The organism is Desulfuribacillus stibiiarsenatis (assembly GCF_001742305.1).
In the GTDB taxonomy this organism is placed as follows: Bacteria; Bacillota; Bacilli; order Desulfuribacillales; family Desulfuribacillaceae; genus Desulfuribacillus_A; species Desulfuribacillus_A stibiiarsenatis.
Map to the genome: position 1 here is coordinate 81132 of NZ_MJAT01000033.1, position 16127 is coordinate 97258.

13 protein-coding genes are annotated in these 16127 nt (G+C 39.2%); 2 read left to right on the plus strand and 11 right to left on the minus strand.

What is annotated here, in order from left to right:
• Nucleotides 1–6: 6 nt before the first annotated feature.
• From pyc to rsgA, 4 genes are all read right to left on the minus strand, one after another.
• On the minus strand, nt 7–3450 hold the full coding sequence (gene pyc, locus BHU72_RS09725; protein ID WP_069702441.1) for a pyruvate carboxylase: 3444 nt from the start codon (nt 3448–3450) through the stop codon (nt 7–9).
• Nucleotides 3447–4901 (minus strand): D-serine ammonia-lyase, encoded by a 1455-nt coding sequence (gene dsdA / locus BHU72_RS09730; protein ID WP_083248393.1) that lies wholly within the window; start codon nt 4899–4901, stop codon nt 3447–3449. Before dsdA ends, pyc begins: the two co-directional genes overlap by 4 nt.
• A gap of 106 nt (nt 4902–5007) precedes the next feature.
• Nucleotides 5008–6000 (minus strand): M23 family metallopeptidase, encoded by a 993-nt coding sequence (locus BHU72_RS09735; RefSeq protein WP_069702443.1) that lies wholly within the window; start codon nt 5998–6000, stop codon nt 5008–5010.
• A 169-nt stretch (nt 6001–6169) separates the two neighbouring features.
• Entirely contained in the window at nt 6170–7249 is a 1080-nt protein-coding gene (gene rsgA, locus BHU72_RS09740) for a ribosome small subunit-dependent GTPase A (RefSeq protein WP_069702444.1), read from the minus strand.
• 257 nt (nt 7250–7506) lie between these two features.
• On the opposite strand from rsgA, the gene BHU72_RS09745 reads away from it, so the two are divergent.
• Both BHU72_RS09745 and BHU72_RS09750 read left to right on the plus strand, forming a co-directional pair.
• Nucleotides 7507–8082, plus strand: coding sequence for a TetR/AcrR family transcriptional regulator (locus BHU72_RS09745; protein ID WP_069702445.1), 576 nt, complete (start codon nt 7507–7509; stop codon nt 8080–8082).
• A 52-nt stretch (nt 8083–8134) separates the two neighbouring features.
• The gene (locus BHU72_RS09750) at nt 8135–9340 is read left to right on the plus strand and encodes a YhgE/Pip domain-containing protein (protein ID WP_069702446.1); all 1206 of its coding nucleotides are present in this window, start codon (nt 8135–8137) and stop codon (nt 9338–9340) included.
• 83 nt (nt 9341–9423) lie between these two features.
• On the opposite strand, the gene ymzB is transcribed toward BHU72_RS09750, so the two are convergent.
• The 7 genes from ymzB to hcp form a co-directional block, all read right to left on the minus strand.
• Nucleotides 9424–9783, minus strand: coding sequence for a protein YmzB (gene ymzB, locus BHU72_RS09755; protein WP_069702447.1), 360 nt, complete (start codon nt 9781–9783; stop codon nt 9424–9426).
• Nucleotides 9784–9875: 92 nt separating this feature from the next.
• Nucleotides 9876–10013, minus strand: coding sequence for a hypothetical protein (locus BHU72_RS15880; RefSeq protein WP_176720457.1), 138 nt, complete (start codon nt 10011–10013; stop codon nt 9876–9878).
• A 38-nt stretch (nt 10014–10051) separates the two neighbouring features.
• The gene (locus BHU72_RS09760) at nt 10052–10918 is read right to left on the minus strand and encodes an NAD(P)-dependent oxidoreductase (RefSeq protein ID WP_069702448.1); all 867 of its coding nucleotides are present in this window, start codon (nt 10916–10918) and stop codon (nt 10052–10054) included.
• A gap of 192 nt (nt 10919–11110) precedes the next feature.
• Nucleotides 11111–12415, minus strand: a complete 1305-nt coding sequence (locus BHU72_RS09765) for a voltage-gated chloride channel family protein (RefSeq protein WP_069702449.1) — start codon at nt 12413–12415, stop codon at nt 11111–11113.
• A gap of 10 nt (nt 12416–12425) precedes the next feature.
• Nucleotides 12426–13049 carry a DUF421 domain-containing protein gene (locus BHU72_RS09770; protein ID WP_069702450.1) on the minus strand — a complete coding sequence of 208 codons (624 nt, stop codon included), beginning with the start codon at nt 13047–13049 and terminating at the stop codon, nt 12426–12428.
• A gap of 161 nt (nt 13050–13210) precedes the next feature.
• The gene (locus BHU72_RS09775; RefSeq protein ID WP_069702571.1) at nt 13211–14269 is read right to left on the minus strand and encodes a YkvI family membrane protein; all 1059 of its coding nucleotides are present in this window, start codon (nt 14267–14269) and stop codon (nt 13211–13213) included.
• Nucleotides 14270–14431: 162 nt separating this feature from the next.
• Entirely contained in the window at nt 14432–16084 is a 1653-nt protein-coding gene (gene hcp / locus BHU72_RS09780; RefSeq protein WP_069702451.1) for a hydroxylamine reductase, read from the minus strand.
• Nucleotides 16085–16127 lie beyond the last annotated feature (43 nt).

Sequence of the window (16127 nt, forward strand, 5' to 3'; positions counted from 1 at the left end):
GCCTCTTTATTTCAATTCTATCAGTAGGTCACCTGTTTGTAGAGAATCACCGTTCTTTACGTTGACGCTCTTGATTTCCCCGTCAAACGGCGCTTGCACTGTGGTTTCCATTTTCATCGCTTCTGTAATGATGAGGTGGTCTCCTTTTTTGACTTTTTCACCTTTTGTTACAAGAATTTTCAACACCGTACCTGGCATGGATGCACCGATGTGATTTGGATTTGACTTATCAGCCTTTTGTTTCGCTGTAGCCGCAACCTTAATTTCTTTATCCTTAATGACGACTTCACGTAACTGCCCATTGAGCTCAAAGTACACTAAACGAGTACCATCATCCAATGGTTTCGAAACCGATACCAACTTGATAATTAGTGTCTTTCCGCGTTCGATCTCGACTTCAATTTCTTCTCCCAAACGTAACCCGTAAAAGAATGTGCCTGAATCGATGACAGAAACATCGCTAAAGCGTTCACGGAACCTTTCGAATTCCTCATACACCTTAGGATACAACGCGTAAGACAATACATCAAAGTTGGTAATTTCTTTATCAAACTTCTTAGAAAGCTCTTCGCGGATTTTATCAAAGTCTACGGGTGCCATTAGCTCCCCTGGACGGACAGTAATCGGCGTTTTTCCTTTTAGGATAATCTTCTGTAGCCTTTCTGGGAATCCTTGATATGGTTGACCTAGCTGCCCTTGGAAAAACTCCACTACAGAATCTGGGAAGTCTAAGCTATCACCGCGGTCGTAAATATCTTGCTCCGTTATATTATTCTGCACCATATAAAGCGCCATATCCCCAACGACTTTAGAGGAAGGTGTAACTTTCACCACATCGCCGAACATATCGTTAACGGTGCGGTACATTTTTTTGATATCGTTCCAACGGCTACCTAAGTCAACTGCTTTAGCCTGCTGTTGAAGGTTACTGTATTGTCCACCTGGCATCTCATGATTATATACTTCTGTATGCGGTGCCATCATGCCACTTTCAAAGGCGCTGTAATATTTACGTGCTTCTTCCCAATACTCGCCGATTTTCTCCAAAGCATCGATATCAATCTTAGGTTGGCGTTCTGCTCCAGCTAACGCATAGTACAAGCTATTAGCACTTGGCTGTGAAGTTAACCCCGCCATCGTATTCACTGCAACATCCACAATATCTACCCCTGCATCGATTGCCTTTGCATAGGCATAAATCCCGTTGCCACTTGTGTCGTGAGTATGCAAGTGAATCGGAATGTCTATTGCTTCTTTTAGCGTTGTAACCAGTCGATACGCAGCTTCTGGTTTTAACAAACCGGCCATATCCTTAATACCTAGGATATGAGCGCCTGTTTTCTCTAATTCAACTGCTAAGTCTTTGTAATATTTTAAGTCATATTTGCTTCTCGTCGGGTCTAGAATATCACCTGTATAGCAGATTGCCGCCTCAGCAATCCCTCCGGATTGGCAAACAGAATCAATTGTAAGTCTCATGCCATCTACCCAGTTCAAGCTATCGAATATGCGAAACACGTCAACACCTGATTCCACAGACTGTTTAACGAATTCACGAATCAGATTATCTGGATAGTTCGTATAACCTACTGCATTCGATGAACGTAGTAGCATCTGCGTTAGGATATTCGGCATTTTCTTGCGTAGAAGCAATAATCTTTCCCAAGGATCTTCATGTAGGAAACGCATGGCCACATCATAGGTAGCTCCACCCCACATTTCCATGGAGAATAAGTTTGGTAACATACGCGCCGTTGGCTCTGCAATCAGCTTTAAGTCCTTGGTACGGACACGAGTTGCCAACAAAGACTGATGCGCATCACGGAATGTTGTATCTGTCAGTAATACTTCCTTCTGTTCCTTAACCCAATCCGCTAACCCCTTTGCACCTTTTGCCTCAAAGATTTGTTTCGTACCATTCGGGAAAGGCTCAGTCATATTCACCTTTGGAATATTCGGTTGGTGAAAAATTGGCTTTTTCGTCTTTTCGATTCCAGGGTATCCATTGACAATAGTTTCCCCGATAAAATTCAACAGCTTACTTCCACGGTCACGAATTAGCGGGAAATTAAATAACTCTGGTGTTGTATCAATAAAAGAAGTCGTGTATTCGCCCGAAATAAACTTCTCATGCTGAACAACATTCTCAAGAAATAGTATATTCGTCTTTAAACCACGGATACGGAATTCTCTTAAATTTCGCACCATTTTGGCAGCTGCCTGTTCAAAGGTAAGCGCCCATGTTGAAACTTTAACAAGTAAAGAGTCGTAGTGTGGTGTAATAACAGCGCCTTGGAATCCATTGCCACCATCTAAACGCACACCAAAACCACCACTCGTACGATACGCAGCTATCTTCCCTGTATCAGGTAAGAAGTTATTGGCAGGATCTTCTGTTGTTACACGAGATTGAATGGCATAACCGTTACAAGCTATATCTTCTTGCTGAGGTATGCCAATCTTAGGACCATGTAATTGTTCCCCATCTGCAATCATTAGCTGCGACTGAACAATATCAATACCCGTTACCATTTCTGTAATTGTATGTTCAACTTGGATGCGCGGATTAACTTCAATGAAGTAGAATGCACCATCTGGCGTTACAAGAAATTCTACCGTACCCGCATTGACATACTTCACATTTTTACATAGTTTTACTGCCGCGTCCCAAATATCCTTACGTAGCTTTTGGTCAAGCGAAACACTTGGTGCAACCTCTACAACCTTTTGGTGACGACGCTGAACAGAGCAGTCGCGTTCATATAAATGCACAATATTTTCGTGTTGATCAGCAAGAATTTGTACTTCAATGTGTTTAGGATTTTCGACAAACTTCTCAACATAGATTTCGTCATTTCCGAAAGCAGATTTCGCTTCTGATTTCGCACGATTATATGCTTCCTCTAATTCTTCTTTCGCACGAACGATACGCATACCACGACCGCCGCCACCTAGAGCCGCTTTGATAATTAGTGGCAAACCGTGTTGATTGGCAAAATCTTGGACTTCCTGTATCGATGAAACAGGACCGTCACTACCAGGAATTACTGGAATTCCAGCTAAAATCGCCTGCTCTCTTGCGCGCACTTTATCTCCAAACATATCCAAATGAACAGGCTTAGGTCCAATAAAAGTAATGCCTTCTTCCTCACATCGTCTCGCAAAGTTAATATTTTCTGATAAAAATCCATAGCCTGGATGGATGGCATCCACACCATGTCTCTTCGCAACTTCAATAATTCCTTCGATATCTAAATATGCTTCAATGGGCTTTTTACCTTCGCCAACTAAATATGCCTCATCCGCCTTATTTCGATGGAGGGAGCCTGCATCTTCTTTAGAATAAATTGCCACTGTGCGAATATGTAACTCAGTACATGCACGAAAGATACGAATTGCAATTTCACCACGGTTTGCTACTAGTAGTTTATTAATATTTTTACAATTCATAGAGCACCTCCATTAAATAATACCATTATATAATATTTAGCTTTTACTGAACATTGTTTTTCATTCGAATCGCTTGTCGAATCATCTCTTTTGAAATTAAGTTTTCTTTGTATTTTCGATGCATTTGTATAGTACTCTTCCATCACTTCAAATGGAACCATATTCCCACCTGTAGCCCAAGGCAAATGAATCGCTTGGTGCATCTTTTCTTGCAGATTATGCTGTGCAATATACTCTTGCCCCATTTTCGATCGTAACAACATTGTTGGACCAGCTAATCCCGTAAGCGCTGAAGGCTCCAACGAAATATTTTCTGTGTCTACTAACTTCTTAAGCAATAGAAAGAGCTTTTCGTCCGTAACCGTGTAAACTCCACTAATCATCTGTTCTAATGTTCTGCCAATAAAGCCCGACGGCCTCCCTACTGCCAAACCGTCTGCCGCAGTAATGTTATCGAGATTGAAATCTTGAACGGATACTTGCTCATGCAAACCGGTCAGTAATCCTAGTAACATACAAGGGGAATGGGTCGGTTCGGCAAAGAAACAATGGACATCGTCCCCGAAAATCAACTTCAAGCCAAAAGCAATTCCACCAGGACCTCCACCGACACCACATGGGAGATATGCGAATAATGGATGGTCATGGTCCACCAAGTAACCCTTATCCTTCAACTGTTCTTGCAAGCGGTATGCTGCAACAGCATATCCTAAGAATAAATCTTTGGAATTTTCGTCGTCTATGAAAAACATCTTCGCGTTAGATTCTGCCTGTTTTCTCCCAGCAGCGACAGCCTGACTGTAATCAGCATCATACTCGATGACAGTAACGCCCTTGTCTCTTAATAAATCTTTCTTCCATTGCTTAGCATCAGCAGACATATGCACGAACACTTGGAAACCTATTTGCGCTCCCATGATTCCAATACTCAAGCCTAGGTTCCCTGTAGATCCGACCGCTATTGAGTATTGCGAGTAAAACTCACGAAACCTATCGCTGTTCATCATAGCATAATCATCTTCTAACGTCAGAAGGTAATTTTCAATTGCTAATGTTTCCGAATGCTTCAAAACCTCGTAAATTCCTCCACGGGCTTTGATTGATCCAGAAATAGCAAGTTGGTTGTCGCATTTAAGTAGTAGCTTTCCTGTCAGCTGAGCCTTATAGGAATTATTAAGGTCAGCATGCATACTCGGAACCTCAATTAAGGGAGACTCGATAACTCCTCGATTCTTTGAAGTCTCAGGGAAAGCTTCCATCAGATAGGGAGCGAATCGTTCTAACCTCGCAGCCGCGTCTCGCACTTCATCTTCAGAGATGCGAATATTCTGTATAGCTTCCTGATAACTAGTATAGCTAGGATTGTTCCAAAAAACCTCTTTAGCATCTATGACTTCCTCTAGCATCGGATACATTGCAAGCCATTCTTCTAAAGTTTTTCCATGAATCATCTTGTTCACAGGTTCTCCCCCTAGCACGCGCTTTTTTTTCTAATATCGTTGTTATATTTCCTAGTTTCCTTAATGTGCGCAGGTAAAATAACTGCATTAAAAATGTTTATTGTAGATACAAATGATAATTCGTTAACGTAATTGGCTCTCCAACTATTATGAATCCAGGTTCGATGTTCATTTCATAATATGACATCGTGAAGTGCAAATGCGAGCCCGTAGAAAAACCCGTCGTCCCCATGGTAGCAATTTGCTGCCCTCGTTCTACAATTTCGCCTACTTCGACCATATTCTGATCATTGTGAAAATAGACGCTAAAGAACCCTTCCCCATGATCAACAATGATGGTATTGCCCGTCAGGATCAAAGGCATTGCTAATACAACTTTCCCGCGGTTTGTTGCCATGATTTCCGTCCCAATTGGCGCTGCAATGTCTAGTCCAGAATGTCTTGATGATGTTGGCGCACCGTTTACATAGCGCGTCTGCCCAAATTCTGTCGTGAGTCGCCCGATGGCAGGTATCATAAATGGCTCAGAATAATACTTTTGCGGGGCTGACTTCTTCCGGACTGGTACGAAATATTGATCCATCTCTTGATATGCCGCTTGATTTCTTGTCGTTTCTTCTATCTTGCGATCAATCGTTAAATGCTGAATTCGATATTCATGTGCTATGATTTCAATCTCCTGGGAAAATTCAGTTCCGGTTTTTCGGTTTCCGTACTTAATTTCATATCGTCCTGGACTCGTACTATAATTCGTAGGTATATACCCTCTAACAATACCATTTCCATTAAACCACCGAAAGTCTTTATATAATGTTTGCTCTATATATAAATCCTCAGGTTGATTCGCAAAGTAAACAGATACCTCTAGAATATCCCCTTGAATGATACGGTCTTTCGAAAATATAAACTGCTCAATTGTCAACATCTGCTCTTCTTGGTAGGCAAAGAGTGCCGTATCTTCCAACGCATCATCATGTTTATTTTCTATAATTGGTACTTGATAATAAGACGTAACCATTGGATAATACAATACAGTGATGATAAGTGTAACGGCAACAAGTAAGAATATCTGAATTTTACCTTTGACCATTTACTTTATAGACCTCCATTTGTAAATTTCCCCAATCAATAGAATGCCCATTTGTTATGAGAATTACTAAATAAGAAAAACAGACTAGCGAACTGAACTGCACCCCAATTATTAGGTCTGTCTAACTTTTAGGGGTCACTTCAAACACTAGTCTGTTTTGTGAAGATTTCTATCTATTCCTTTTATTCTTTTCCTTGATCATTTTTCTAGCCTGCTTCATACCGCTTATCCCTTGAAACATAGTATTTATTTTCTCTCTTTCAATTTGTTTAGAATTGAGACCCCCGTATCGAATCTCTTTCTTAAGTTTATGGTAACTATGCAGTCGTTCGTTTGCTAGAGATCCCTCTAGAATCGCTTGTTGGATCGCACATCCTGGCTCACTATTATGCGTACAATTACGATATTTACATTGTAATGCAAGTTGGTCTATATCAGCGAATGACTTCGATATATCACTACTGACAATACCAAGTTCTCGCATACCCGGAGTATCAATAATCGCACCTCCCCCAGGTACTATAAATAACTCACGTCTTGTAGTAGTATGCCTGCCCTTATCGTCTTTTCTAGTTTCACTAGTAGCTATGCCATCATTTCCAAGCACACGATTAATCAGTGTTGATTTTCCAACGCCTGAAGAACCAATACAAGCAATTGTTTTTCCAGTTCCGATATACTTAAAAACAGACTGAAGTCCATCCTTTGATAAGTTGTTCGTAACTAAAATATCAACCCCAATTGCTATCGGTTGCAACTCTTGGATTTTCGCAGCTAGTTCTTCACATAAGTCTGACTTTGTTAGAATAATTACCGGGGTTGCCCCACTATCCCAAGTAATCGAAAGATACCGCTCCATCCTACGAAGATTCCAATCATTATTCATCGACATACACAGAAATAGGGTATCAATATTTGTAGCTACTACTTGTATGTCGTTTCTTGAGCCAGCTACCTTCCTGGAGAAGATACTTTTTCGAGTGAGGATATGATGAATTACTGTATTTCCGTTTACATCGTTTATGCCGTCAACCATAACAAAGTCACCCACGGCAGGATAATCCACTTGATTATTTATCTGGTAACGAAATTTTCCAGAAATTCTAGCAATGAATTCCCCGCGCTCTGTTACAACCTTATAGGAATCTTTATATTGTGCAGTTACTCTACCTACCAATAAATTGCTATAGTTCATGGCCTCTTGAGAAAGAGATTCTGTAAGGCCAATGCTTTTCATATTCACATTCATTCAATGGAGTCCTCCCAAAGTTAAATTGCCTTTTGGAGGTTACATGTAAGTTATTTTACACATACCTCCTTATTGGAAACAATCTCAGCAACATTTGTTTTATACATAAACATTTCCCCTTTTCGTTATGATACTGGTATTTTATCACGACTTAGATATTTTTACCATTGTGTTGACAATAGCTCGTCCATTAATATATGATAGTAATGTAAGTGATTACTTGCATGATGAAAATATACTTCTGTCGAGGTCCTATTATGAATGAAACTACAGAAAGAATCATCGATGCTGCTATTGAGCTAATTAAAGATAAGGGGTATGCAGGGGCTACCACGAAAGCAATTGCGAAGAAAGCAGGAGTAAATGAAGTAACAATTTTTCGCCATTTCGGAACTAAAAAAGGAATCCTCGAGGCTGCTGCTGAGCGCATTTCTTACGTGCCAGTTCTATCTATTATGATTCGTGATCAAATGACTTGGAATCTCGAACATGATCTTTCTATCATTGCCAGCTCCTACCAACATTTAGTTCAGTCTAAGAAAGACCTGATTCTTATCGCTTTTAAAGACGGGAATCTGAATGAAGATTTGAATGTAACGATTTCGAAAACACCCCTTCAGCTGAAAAAAGATCTGATGGAGTACTTCTCCGTTATGCAGAAAAAAGGCTTACTAATAGAATGTAACTTAGAAGCCCAAGCGATGAACTTCATCTGGCTAAACTTTGGGTATTTCATTCAGAAAGCCCGCTTACAGGATAATGTAACATCTATACCCACAGATGAGTTCATCAAACATAGTATTATGCTATTTGCTAGGGCATTAACGCCCTAGTTTATATGCTAAAGTTAAAGCAAGCAAGTACTTGCTTAAGGAGAGTGGAATTATGGATACGTTAAAAAAGTTTTTCAAATTGCCTTTAACTTACGTTGGTATAGTTTCGGCAATAGCATTTCAGTTAATCTTCTTCTCGGTATGGCTGACCGCATACGATGGAGTATCTGACCGAATGAATCAGCTCTCAATCACTATTATCAACGAAGACAAAACGGGAATTGGCAACGAAATCGAAAATATGCTTAATACACGGTTACCTTTTGAAGTCATTACGAAAGATCAGTTAGATGATGCATTATCTTCTATGAACTTACGAGAAACTCAAATGGTACTTCATATCCCTACTGATTTTAGCCAAATGGTACAATCGACTGGGACAGCAAGATTGAATTATTACATCAACCAAGCAACATCTACAGTGGCAAAACAAGCAATGGAATCTGTAGCACGTCAAGTATCCCAAGATATAAACACTCAGATTCAATGGAAAAAGCATGCAGCCTTTACTACGCAATTAGAAGTACAGCTAAAAAGTACATTGCCTTCTGAGCTACTTGCAATCCAAATAGCCGACTCAATCAAAAACCAATTATCTATCATTTCTGCACCTTCAGTCACCAGTCAAATAGAAAAAACTAACAACGTCGATGGGTTTGGAGCATCCATGGTTCCAATGATGATTGTACTTGCTTCTTTTGTTGGCGCAATGATTATGAGTATGCAAATTCATGAAGCATCATGTAGATTGATTGATAGTAGTAAATGGGCAATATTTTTTAGCCGACAAACTATTAATATCGCTGTTTCTATTGTGTTATCAATTATTACATTAACACTTATGGGCTTGTTCTCATTAGACATCAAGACATCAGTATTAACAGCATGGTCATTACAAACACTTGTATTTTTTGCATTTCTATCCTTATCTCAAATGTGGCTATATTTGTTTGGGAAGGCAGGTATGTTATTGAATATTCTATCCTTATCGATTCAGCTAGTAACTTCGGGGGTTGTAGTGCCTAGGGAGATGCTTTCTGATTTCTACTATCTAATCAGTTCTCTACTACCTGCAACCTATGCTGCTGATAGCTATTTCACAGTAATCTTTGGTGGTGGGCCTTTACAATCGAATATGACTATCTTGCTAGCAATGATACTTGTTACTCAGATTGTAGTCATGATTCGTGTATTTCTCCAAAGTGTATCAGTGATTGCTAACAAAACTGTATGTATTGATAATAACGAACTTAGTTAGCAATACATTAGATATCAATACATTTACATCAAACATTAAATGGGTGGCCTAGGCCACCCATTTTAAGTTTGATGTACTATATGTTAATGTACTATAATGGAGTAATTTGCTTTTTCCATTTCGATTGTTAGATTCTTTTCTGCAATCGTTGCTTTTATCCCTTTATACACTGGTACCTCATATACATCTTGTGGGATGTCGATTTCACCTTTATCCGTGATGATTTTTCCTTTGCCGTGTAGAATTACCTCTTGATTGGCTAAATAATAATCGGGATCAGGTCTTTCTATCGTTCGAGTTGAAATCCTTTCCAGTTCGAAGCGAACTTTATCGATATCCATCGTTTCATGCGTACCAATTTTCGATTCTCTCTTTTGAATTATTAAAGTACTGCCAGTATTCTGCTCTAACCATTTGGTAATATCACTTACTACTTGATTCATATTTTTCCTCTTAATGCTCTAAGAAGTCTAATATGATTACTATTTCTATTTCTCTTAGGAATATACATATCTGAAAAGTAAGTCTCTATCCATTACGCTGTAAATTTTCCATCATAACTTAACATGACTGCAGACTTAATCCCGTTTAGACTTGATATTTCATTTAATAATTGCGTCTCTTCGGATTTCACTCTCACTTCAAAAGTAATTTCATAATCTTGATTCGGCATGATTTCCAAGCCTCTTAGTTAAAAAGAAAAGAATATATCTAAAAACCCTTATAATATTTAATTAGCGCTTGCGTTCCTAAATCTCCTAATCCTTGTTCTTCTAACTCTTTGTACATTTTCAGTACTGTTTCTAGCACATCAAGCTGTATGTTGACAGTGGTTGCCTCTTCGGCTGCCACATCCATATCTTTAATAAAGTGTTTCAGGAAAAATCCTGGATTAAGGTCTCCGTTCAAGATTCGCGGAGCCATATTCGTCATCTGCCAACTACCAGCGGCGCCCTTACTGATACTGTCTAACATTGTTTGGACATCCAACCCGACGTTTCTCGCATAAGCCATTGCCTCGCATACACCAGCCACAGCGCCAGCGATTGCAATTTGGTTTGCCATTTTCGTGTGTTGCCCAGTACCGGCACCACCTTCGTAAATAATGTTTGTTCCAAGGCATGTAAAAATGTCATAACAAGCATCAAATGCCTCTCTGTCACCACCAACCATAATCGATAGTGTCGCGTTCTTCGCACCGATATCTCCGCCCGAAACAGGTGCATCTAATGCAAACAGATTATTCTTCTTCGCTTCTGCATAGATTTGCACAGACTGCTTAGGGCTTGTTGTTGTCATATCTATAATATAGGTTCCAGGATTGGCATTTGCTATAATCCCTGTTGCACTAAAATATACTTCCTCTACGTCTTTTGGATATCCTACAATCGTAATAATAGCATCTTGATTCTTAGAACAACTGGCTACGTCATCACACCAAATCGCGCCTTCCTCAATGACATCAAGGACTTTACTCTTTGTCCGAGTATAAATCGACACCTGATGTCCATGCTTCATTAAATTACGTACCATTGACTTTCCCATTACACCTACACCGATGAACCCGATTTTCTTCATGATATCTCCTCCACCAATATATTTTTTTGTTCATAGACCTCTATTAACTTACTTTTCTATTCCCCTCTTTACTAACTCTTCCATCTTCCTAATTTACTATTTCTTCCGTTTACTGTTCCACTAGATCTACCATTTACTAGACCCTATATTTAATATATATTTCTCCATGGGACATGATTTTCCTTTTATTATTTACTTGTTTTGCTCTATTTGTTCTATGGTGTCGCCTTTTTTCGTTCCATACAATCTGCTTTTCGATCCATACACGGACTGCGATGGCCATAAACCATGATGTCCCGATACAATATAACTGACAAGACACGCAACAAGGAAATATTCTATACCTTTCCCGTCAAACATCTCGATACTAAGAAAAAGAGCTGCAATAGGCGTATTCGCTCCAGCGCAAAAAGCAGCAATTAATCCTAATCCTGCTAAGAAAGACATCGGTAAATCTACAATAGTAGATAAAGTATTGCCTAAGGTCGCACCCATGAAGAATAACGGTATAGCCTCCCCACCGACAAATCCAGTTCCCAATGTAACTGCGGTGAATACTAACTTTGCTATAAACGCATAGGGTGGAACGTCTTCTTTAAATGACTGTTCCAGCATATCTAGACCACGTCCATTATAATCGTAGGAACCAATCAAAACTGTCAATGCAATAATGACCAGTCCTCCGACAAATGCACGTATCATATGATTTTTATTAAATAATTTTTCAGTATATTTCTGAATTCCATGTCGCAATTGGCAATACAGAAGACTTAATAATCCAAATAGGATTGAGACGGCAATTACTTTTGCGAAAGTCACAATGGATAGTTCCGGAATCGCTTGAATAATAAACTTTTCGTGCTCTACTCCCCATGCTTTCTCCGTCGTATAGTGTGCGACGAAACTAGCTACTACACAAGCAATGAACGCATTATACTTCATCTTCCCTAAGGTAACCATCTCCATTCCGAAGATAGCACCTGTAATTGGTGTACCAAAGGCTGCAGCAAAAGCCGCACTAATACCACTCATTAGCAGTATTTTCGTATCAATCGGATTAATCTTGAAAAATTGAATAATACCCTGAGAAACACTTCCGCCCATCTGAATTGCAGCACCTTCCCTACCTGTAGATCCTCCGAATAATACAGTGATGAATGTACCTATATAAACAATTGGACCCATTCTCCGTAATACCCTAGATTTTCCGTGGACGCCTTCTATGACTAAGTTGTTCCCTAATGCTGCATCGTTCCCAGATTCTTTACCATGATACATATACATATACCCAATCAGTATACCGCCAAGCGGTAAGAAATAAATAAGCCATGTGTTGGCTTCACGCGTTTCTCCAAGAAAGTCGTTTGTATTCAGTAGTACTGAAGTTACAGAACCGACAAGAATACCTATAGCAGTCGCCAAAATAACCCATGTTGATAAGATTGCTATGTAGTTTTTATACTTTTCTGTTGCTTTCGCAGTTTTAGCTGCCTCCAAAGAGTTGTCCTCATTTCAAATGATCTGGAATGTCTTTTCTATGAGCTTTTGTTTTAACTTCTTGAAATAGATTGTCTGTATCTTCAGTTTCATTAGTTACTATATTGACCGACTTAAACTCTTTCGCGCCTAGTCCGGTTTCCTGAATCATCGATAAGAGCATTTGAATATCGGCCTTTGTAGCAGGTTGCTTAGCTGGCATTAACATGTAACCAATCTGGCCATTTGACTCTATAGTTGCCCACTGCAAATCACTAATATTGGAAATCCCTTGTTGTCGAATACGAAGCTCTAACATATCGACCGTTAAGCGCATTTTCTTCAAATTTGCTTTGATAATCTTCCCATTTTCCACTACTGCGATTGATTTACCGTACATAAAGCTTTCCAGCTTATCGTATTTCAGAGCCATATACTCAAGAAAAATAAGGGTAAGTACCATCAAGAAAGTAATGATAAGTGTGATCCATATATTCCTATCACCCACTGGCTGTATAATGAGTGAGCCAACGGCAACCATCATAACCGTCTGTGCGACAGTCAGCTGGGAAATGGACTTCCTACCAGCTAAACGTAAAATCAACACACCACCTATGACAATTACGGCAGCTTTCCAAATAAAATTTAAGTCCAACGTTACACCCCCGAATGAAAACGCTATACAATTTATATTTACCAATTTTAGTATGTCAAAAAATACACATAACGATGCTACTACCTGAAATAAAAAAACCACTCACCTTGTTAAAAAGTGAATGGTAAAGCTGAATGAAGATTGTACTATGTAGGGTAGTCTTATGCCCTCTTCCTAATTTTAGTAACCACTAAACTAAGTAATAACAACGTACCACCGTAACCGACTAAAGGATATAAGTATTTCACAAGATTCGAAAATCCGAACTGACTTGCAACAAGTGCAACTATCGTCGTCACTATAACTAACAGTCTCCCCTTATTCGGTGACCTTTGAATATCAGTAATGCGGGACACAAATCCATATAAAGATCCTACAGCCGTCGTGTAAATGGCCGCAATTAATATCACCGCATAGACAATCACAACAATTGGGGATATCCCACTTGCAATATGCATCATAGGTACTTCTAACCCTGCAATCTCTGCCATGTTACCAGAAATGGCGAGGTAAATCATCACAGATCCAAGTCCTAATCCTAGACCTCCTAGAAACGCTCCATTTCTTATCGTATTCCGACTGTTTGCTCTCACCCCTAACGGACCTAACACAGCTATCGCAATAATAATATTATAAGAAACATAGAGAATAGCTGCTAAGAACCAATTCGTTATGAGTCCACTGTCTCCTGAAATTGTTGCAACTGCATGGATATCTGGTGGTGTATATAAAACAGAGTAAATACTTGTGCCTACAACTGTAACAAGTAGAAACGGCACGACAATACTGATGGAATTGATTACACCATTGATTCCTGTCAGTACAGTCACTGCAGTAATCACAGCCATCAAGATATTCCCTAACAAGCTCGAAATTTGAAACTGTTGCGTAAAAAGTGCCCCAGTTCCTGCAATCATCGCAGTTAACGCACCGAACAGGAAGAATATTATAACCCCGTCAATAATCGTTCCCAAAATCCTTCCCCCGGAGAATTGGATGATTTCTAGATGGGAGGTAGCATTTAATTTTCTTCCTATATCCATAATCATGTGTCCAAAGAATATAAACATAATAGTTACTAACACGATGCCTAGTAAACCAGCAATACCGAATCTGGCGAAAAACTGTAATACCTCCTGCCCTGTGGCAAAACCTGCCCCAACAATCGTGCCAATATATGTAGCCGCTACTTTAAACGTAGAAATACCTTTTTTTCTCACCAACTCACATCCTTCTTCTATAGCTTTAGAATTAACATAAAGCTATGTCGTTCACTTTTACACTTGTCTATCTATAGATATTATGGGAAAGAAGAAGGTATTCTATGAATATTAAACAGAACCGTTCTCTAAAGTATTGAGAGCGGTTCTGTAATCACATCATTAGATTGCTTGTTGTAGTGAATTCTTCAAATCTACATCTGCTGTACTAATCGGTTTTATGTTAAACGTGTCAACTAAGAATTGTAATACATTTGGCGATATAAACGCAGGTAAACTTGGTCCTAGGTACATCCCCTTAAATCCTAAGGATAATAATGCTAATAAATCTGCAACAGCTTTCTGTTCATACCATGACAATACAATAGTTAGCGGCAGAGCGTTCACGTTCGTTTCAAACGCATCAGAAAGAGCAGTAGCGATTCTTACCGCTGAGTATGCATCGTTACATTGACCAATATCCAGCAACCTTGGCAGCCCCGCTACAGTACCGAACTCCAGTTTATTGAATCTATACTTTCCACAAGCTAAAGTTAAAATCACACAGTCCTCGGGAACCTTTTCAGCAAATTCTGTATAGTAGTTTCGGCCAGGCCTTGCACCATCACATCCACCAATTACGAAGAAGTGTCGAATCTTACCGTCTTTGACAGCGTTGATAATTGTTTCAGCGTGGGATAAGGTCTCATGGTGACCAAAGCCGACTAGGATTTCTTTAGATTTCTCACTTTCTTCAAATCCACCTAGTTCTAACGCTTTATTGATAATCTCTGTAAAGTCTTTTGTATTGTCTTCTTTTAACTCGATTTTCTTAATACCGTCCCAACCTACAACGTTTGTCACATATATTCTATCTTTATATGTGTCTCTAGGCTTCATTAGACAGTTGGTCGTCATTAATATACAACCTGGGATACCATCAAACTCATGTTGCTGATTTTGCCAAGCAGAACCAAAGTTTCCGACTAAATGCTTAAACTTCTTTAGCTTTGGATATCCATGAGCTGGCAGCATTTCTCCATGAGTATAGATATTTATCCCTTTTCCTTCTGTTTGTTCAAGTAATAATTCAAGATCTCTCAGATCATGTCCCGAAACAATAATAAATGGACCCTTTTGGATGTTTACGTTTACAGCTTGCGGTGATGGATTTTCATATCTCGTAGTGTTTGCTTCATCTAGCACGCTCATGACTTCAACACTCATATCTCCTGCACGCATCGTCATCCGTATTAATTCTTCCATTGTGAGATTCTCATTCGTAATTGCTTCTAGTGCTAGGAAGTAGAACATATCTACTTGATCACTATGATGACCAATATATCGTGCTTGATGTCCATAAGCACTAATCCCTTTTAGTCCATAAAGAATTGTTGAGCGTAAGGAACGGATATCTTCGTCAATTGTCTGATCATACATGATACCAGCTTTGACAGCATCCCTTAACATCTGATCCTTCGTATGACTTAAGTTATATGTCGCCACTTCTGGATAATCGCCCTGCGGTGCTTTATTTCTCAATGCTTCTTTTATTGTTTGTGATTCCTGTAATATTTCCAAATGAAAATCTAAATCGAAGTTAACATTAGTTAAAGTTGTAAAAAGTGCATTTTCTACGAACTTTACGATTTCCTTATCCATGTGTTCGCCCTTCTCGATTAAAGGCTTTGCATAACAGGATATACCCTTTAACTGATGAATTAAAAGGTCTTGTAAATTAGATATTTCTGGTGTTTTTCCGCAAACTCCATGCTTCGTGCACCCTTTGCCGCCCATTGTCTGTTCACATTGATAGCAAAACATTGAATGTTCCAAATGAACCATCCTCCAATATATTTGGTATGTACCCAAATATTAT

What these genes read in the sequence shown, in the direction of transcription:
- pyc (WP_069702441.1), bottom strand. Translation starts at nt 3,450, where the DNA reads ATGAATTGTAAAAATATTAATAAACTACTAGTAGCAAACCGTGGTGAA.
- dsdA (WP_083248393.1), bottom strand. Translation starts at nt 4,901, where the DNA reads ATGATTCATGGAAAAACTTTAGAAGAATGGCTTGCAATGTATCCGATG.
- BHU72_RS09735 (WP_069702443.1), bottom strand. Translation starts at nt 6,000, where the DNA reads ATGGTCAAAGGTAAAATTCAGATATTCTTACTTGTTGCCGTTACACTT.
- rsgA (WP_069702444.1), bottom strand. Translation starts at nt 7,249, where the DNA reads ATGAATGTGAATATGAAAAGCATTGGCCTTACAGAATCTCTTTCTCAA.
- BHU72_RS09745 (WP_069702445.1), top strand. Translation starts at nt 7,507, where the DNA reads ATGAATGAAACTACAGAAAGAATCATCGATGCTGCTATTGAGCTAATT.
- BHU72_RS09750 (WP_069702446.1), top strand. Translation starts at nt 8,135, where the DNA reads ATGGATACGTTAAAAAAGTTTTTCAAATTGCCTTTAACTTACGTTGGT.
- ymzB (WP_069702447.1), bottom strand. Translation starts at nt 9,783, where the DNA reads ATGAATCAAGTAGTAAGTGATATTACCAAATGGTTAGAGCAGAATACT.
- BHU72_RS15880 (WP_176720457.1), bottom strand. Translation starts at nt 10,013, where the DNA reads ATGCCGAATCAAGATTATGAAATTACTTTTGAAGTGAGAGTGAAATCC.
- BHU72_RS09760 (WP_069702448.1), bottom strand. Translation starts at nt 10,918, where the DNA reads ATGAAGAAAATCGGGTTCATCGGTGTAGGTGTAATGGGAAAGTCAATG.